Source organism: Pandoraea nosoerga (assembly GCF_902459585.1).
Classification (GTDB): Bacteria; Pseudomonadota; Gammaproteobacteria; order Burkholderiales; family Burkholderiaceae; genus Pandoraea; species Pandoraea nosoerga.
Map to the genome: position 1 here is coordinate 1 of NZ_CABPSC010000031.1, position 4,579 is coordinate 4,579.

General features: G+C 65.0%; 5 protein-coding genes. 1 reads left to right on the top strand and 4 read right to left on the bottom strand.

Annotation, left to right across the window (positions count from 1 at the left end; translation table 11 throughout):
* Nucleotides 1-388: DUF2939 domain-containing protein (locus PNO31109_RS21685; RefSeq protein ID WP_150557505.1), on the bottom strand; the 388-nt coding region annotated here is incomplete at its 3' end.
* A 261-nt stretch (nucleotides 389-649) separates the two neighbouring features.
* Here PNO31109_RS21685 and PNO31109_RS21690 point away from each other — a divergent pair.
* The gene (locus PNO31109_RS21690; protein ID WP_150557506.1) at nucleotides 650-988 is read left to right on the top strand and encodes a hypothetical protein; all 339 of its coding nucleotides are present in this window, start codon (nucleotides 650-652) and stop codon (nucleotides 986-988) included.
* Between the two features lie 46 nt (nucleotides 989-1,034).
* Here the strand turns inward: PNO31109_RS21690 and zapE are convergent, their stop codons facing one another.
* From zapE to odhB, 3 genes are all read right to left on the bottom strand, one after another.
* Nucleotides 1,035-2,132, bottom strand: coding sequence for a cell division protein ZapE (gene zapE, locus PNO31109_RS21695; RefSeq protein ID WP_150557507.1), 1,098 nt, complete (start codon nucleotides 2,130-2,132; stop codon nucleotides 1,035-1,037).
* 106 nt (nucleotides 2,133-2,238) lie between these two features.
* A complete protein-coding gene (lpdA, locus tag PNO31109_RS21700) occupies nucleotides 2,239-3,669 on the bottom strand; it encodes a dihydrolipoyl dehydrogenase (protein ID WP_150557508.1) in 1,431 nt (476 codons plus the stop codon).
* 94 nt (nucleotides 3,670-3,763) lie between these two features.
* The coding region (odhB, locus tag PNO31109_RS21705) for a 2-oxoglutarate dehydrogenase complex dihydrolipoyllysine-residue succinyltransferase (RefSeq protein ID WP_150557509.1) at nucleotides 3,764-4,579 on the bottom strand (816 nt) is incomplete at its 5' end.

Consider the following 4,579-nt stretch of genomic DNA (forward strand, 5'->3'; position numbering starts at 1 on the left):
CCTGTTGCGGCGGCGGCGCGACCTCGCGCGGCGCCGGTGCCCCGGGCGCAGGCGGCAAGCCGGTGCTGTCGCCGCGCAGCATTGCCGCCACGGCCTGCGGCGTGAGCAGCGCTTCGACCACGCGGTCCGACACCCAGCCACCCAAGGCGAGCGCCAGTGCGCCCAAGGCGTTGCCGCGTTGCTTGTCCATCTGTCGCGACAGTTCGTCGTGCAGGCTCAGCTTCAGGCTGTCACGCACCGCAGGATAATCGACATACGCGGAGAGCGCGTCGGCGTCACGCGCGTTTGCCGCCTCACGCGCCCTCCACAAGGTGTAATACGGCGTGCCAAACAGCAACCCCAGTACGACGAGGAGCCCGACCAGGGCGATCCACAATTTACGCATCATCAATACTCCGACAGTCCACTGCGACGGTCAAACTGCGCATGGTAGGCGTTTCGCGAGAACGCGGCACCAGCGACTTACATTGCTTTACAAATCCTTACAGCACAGGGCCCGGCTGGCTTTTACTCTCGAAGCGTAAGCTGCACGTCGCGGCAAGCTCCGGCGCCGCGCCCTACACGGCGAGGTTACCCCCGATTTGCCGCTGCGCGCTGGTGTCGTCCCGGCGCGCGCCTGCGGCCCTTCAACCGACAAGGAGGTGGCACGATGCGTCACGACCGACTTGTCCGAGCCGTGTGTTTTGCCTTGCTGAGCGGCGCTTCGCTGGGCGCGGCCGCGCAGTCGGCGTCTGACGGCCGCTTCTTTCGCGGCTGGTTCGCGCAAGGGGCCGAGCGACCGGGCGCGCGAGGCGACGGGCGCGGTGACGCCGCCCCCCGTGGGGTCAGGCCGTCGCGCCCCCCCGAAGTGCGGCCGCAGGGCGACCTGCGAGGCGACATCTACAACCATCTTCGCGAGCAACGCCAGCCGCCCGCACCGGCACCGCCGGCCGGGGCGCCGGGACAGCCGGGCGAGCGCAAGCCCGATCGTGGCAATCGCGGGCGCTGAGCGCAGCCCGAGTGTGCGCCTGTGCGCTGCAGGCGATTCAGGCGATTCAGGTCAGCGACGTGTCGACCGTGCGGCGCGGCGCTTCCAGATACTCCAGCGATTGCATCTCGACCAGACGGGATACCGTGCGCGTGAATTCATTGGCGAGCGTGCCTTCGGTGTAGAGCTCCTCGGGCGGCACTTGCGCCGACATCAGCAGCTTGACCTTGTGATCGTAGAACACGTCGACGAGCCACGTGAAGCGGCGCGCTTCCGAGGCCATGCGCGGCGTCATTTTCGGCACGTCCGAGAGCACGACGGTGTGAAAGCGGTTGGCCAGTTCGAGATAGTCGTTCTGCGAGCGCGGGCCGCCGCACAACGTGTGGAAGTCGAACCACACGGCGCCGCCCGCACGGCGCAGCGCCTTCAGTTCGCGCTGCTCGATGTGCAGCAGCGGACTCTCGTCGGGCACGCCGGCGATCTCGGTAAACGCCGCACGCAGCGCACGGTTGGCCTCGTTGCCGAGCGGATAGTGATACACCTGCACCTGCGCGAGCGTGCGGCGACGATAGTCGATGCCGGCGTCGACATTGAGCACGTCGAGCTTCTCCTCGAGCAGCTTGATCGCGGGCAGCACGCGATCGCGATGCAGCCCGTCCGGGTAGAGCGTGTCGGGGCGATAGTTCGACGTCATGACGAACTGCACGCCGTTCTTGAACAGTTCGGAGAGCAGCCGGTGCAGGATCATCGCATCGGCGACGTCGGAGACGTGAAATTCGTCGAAGCAGATCAGGCGATAGCGCTTGGCGACGCGCCTGGCCAGCTCGTCGAGCGGATCGGGCAGCCCCTTGAGCGCCTGCAGCTGGTGATGCACTTCACGCATGAACTCGTGAAAGTGCAAACGCGTCTTGCGCTGCAGCGGCACCACCGAGTAGAAGCTGTCCATCAGGAAGCTCTTGCCGCGCCCCACCCCGCCCCATAGATACACGCCCTTGGGCAAATCGGGATGCACCAGCCACTTCTTGAGGGTGTTGGAGCGCCGCGCCTTGTAGGCGGCCCATTCGTCGTAGCACTGCTGCAGACGATCGACGGCACGCTCCTGGGCCTCGTCGGGCTTGTAGCCGCGCGCGGCCAATTCTTGTTGGTAGTATTCGCGAACGTTCATGCGGACTGCGCGCCCTGAGATTGCCCGAGGGCCGCGAGGCTAAGGGATTCAAAAAAACAAAGGCGAGTTGCCTCGCCTTTGTTCGGACACATCAGCGTGACGCTGCTTACTTGTTCAGCGCGCGCTTCTCGACATCGAGGGCGGCTTCACGCATCACTTCCGACAGCGACGGGTGCGGGTGGCAGATACGCCCGATGTCTTCCGAGGCCGCCTTGAACTCCATCGCGACCACCGCTTCGGCGATCAGATCCGAAGCGTTCAGACCGATCACGTGCACGCCGAGGATTTCGTCGGTCTTGGCATCGGCCAGCACCTTCACGAAACCGTCCGACGAGCCCATGCCCAGCGCACGGCCATTGGCCGCGAACGGGAACTGCCCCGGCTTGAATTCACGGCCTTCGGCCTTGAGCTGCTGCTCGGTCTTGCCGACCCAGGCGATTTCCGGCGAGGTGTAGATCACCCACGGAATGCAGTTGTAGTCGATGTGCGGCTTCTGGCCGGCGATGACTTCGGCCACCAGCACGCCCTCGTCTTCGGCCTTGTGCGCGAGCATCGGGCCGCGCACCACGTCGCCGATCGCGTACACGTTCGGCAGCTTGGTGCGGCAGTGCTCGTCCACGGGAATGAAGCCGCGCTCGTCGGTCGCCAGACCGATGTTGCCCAGGCCCAGGTCGTCGGTGTTCGGCACGCGGCCGACCGAGACGATCAGACGGTCGACTTCGAGCGTCTTGGCGTTGCCGTCCTTGTCCGTGTAGTTGACCGTCACGCTGTTCTTGCCGGTCTTCACTTCGCCGACCTTCACGCCGACGTTGATGTCCAGCCCCTGCTTCTTGAACTGCTTGGCGGCCTCCTTGGCCACGCCGGCGTCGGCGGCGGCCAGGAACTCCGGCATGGCTTCGAGCACGGTGACCTCGGCGCCCAGACGACGCCACACCGAACCGAGCTCCAGACCGATCACGCCGGCGCCGATCACGCCCAGCTTCTTCGGCACGGTGTCGAACGAGAGCGCACCTTCGTTGTCCGAGATGAGCTTGTTGTCGACCGGCATGCCCGGCAGGTGGCGCGCCTTCGAACCGGTGGCGATGATGATGTTCTTGGCGGTGACCGATTCATTCTCGGCGCCCGTCACATCGATCTGATAGCCGGCATCGTTCTTGGCGATGATCTTGCCGTGGCCCTTGAGCCACGTAATCTTGTTCTTCTTGAACAGGAACTCGATGCCGCCGGTCATCTTGTCGACGATGCCCTGCTTGCGCTTGAGCATCTGGGCGATGTCGATCTTGACGTCCGACGTGGTGATACCGTGATCGGCCAGATGGTGGCCGACCTTCTCGAATTCCTCCGACGACGCGAGCAGCGCCTTCGACGGAATGCAGCCCACGTTCAGGCACGTACCGCCGAGCACCATCTTGCCGGCCGGATTGGTCCACTTCTCGACGCAGGCGACGGAAAAGCCGAGCTGCGCGGCGCGGATTGCGGCGATATAACCGCCGGGGCCGGCGCCGATAACGACTACATCAAATTCTTTGTTTGCCATTTTGAGACTCAGTGAAGGTTGACGGCAGAAGAAGGCGCGGCGCGCCGGCCGTGCAACGGATGGCCGGGCGCTGCCGCGCGGTGCGCGCTAACGCTTACAGGTCGAGCAGCAGGCGAGCCGGATCTTCCAGCGCTTCCTTCATGGCGACGAGGCTCAGCACGGCTTCGCGGCCGTCGATGATGCGGTGGTCGTAGCTCATGGCCAGATAGTTCATCGGACGGATGACGATCTCGCCGTTTTCCACGACCGGACGGTCCTTCGTGGCGTGCACGCCCAGAATGGCCGATTGCGGCGGGTTGATGATCGGGGTCGAGAGCATCGAGCCGAACACGCCGCCGTTCGAGATCGAGAACGTGCCGCCGGTCATTTCCTCGATCGACAGCTTGCCATCGGCAGCCTTCTTGCCGTATTCGGCGATCTTCTTCTCGATGTCGGCCAGGCTCATCTGGTCGGCATTGCGCAGGATCGGCACTACCAGACCGCGCGGCGAGCCGACGGCGATACCGATGTCGAAATAGCCGTGGTAGACGATGTCGTTACCGTCGATCGACGCATTCACGGCCGGGTACTTCTTGAGCGCATGCACGGCGGCCTTCACGAAGAACGACATGAAGCCCAGCTTCACGCCGTGCTCCTTCTCGAACTTGTCCTTGTACTTGTTGCGCAGATCCATCACCGGCTTCATGTTGACCTCGTTGAACGTGGTCAGAATGGCGTTGGTCTGTTGCGATTGCAGCAGGCGCTCGGCGATACGGGCGCGCAGACGCGACATCGGCACGCGCTGCTCCGGGCGGCCTTCGAGCGACGTGTCGCGGCCCACCGGGGCGGCGACCGACGGCAGTGCGGCGCGCTGCGCCGGCGCCGGAATCGACGAGGCGGCAGCGGCCGGCTTGGCGCCGGCGGCCAGGGC

Bases quoted from the DNA above. Each gene is read 5' to 3' on its own strand.
- PNO31109_RS21690 (WP_150557506.1), top strand. From the start codon at position 650: ATGCGTCACGACCGACTTGTCCGAGCCGTGTGTTTTGCCTTGCTGAGC.
- zapE (WP_150557507.1), bottom strand. From the start codon at position 2,132: ATGAACGTTCGCGAATACTACCAACAAGAATTGGCCGCGCGCGGCTAC.
- lpdA (WP_150557508.1), bottom strand. From the start codon at position 3,669: ATGGCAAACAAAGAATTTGATGTAGTCGTTATCGGCGCCGGCCCCGGC.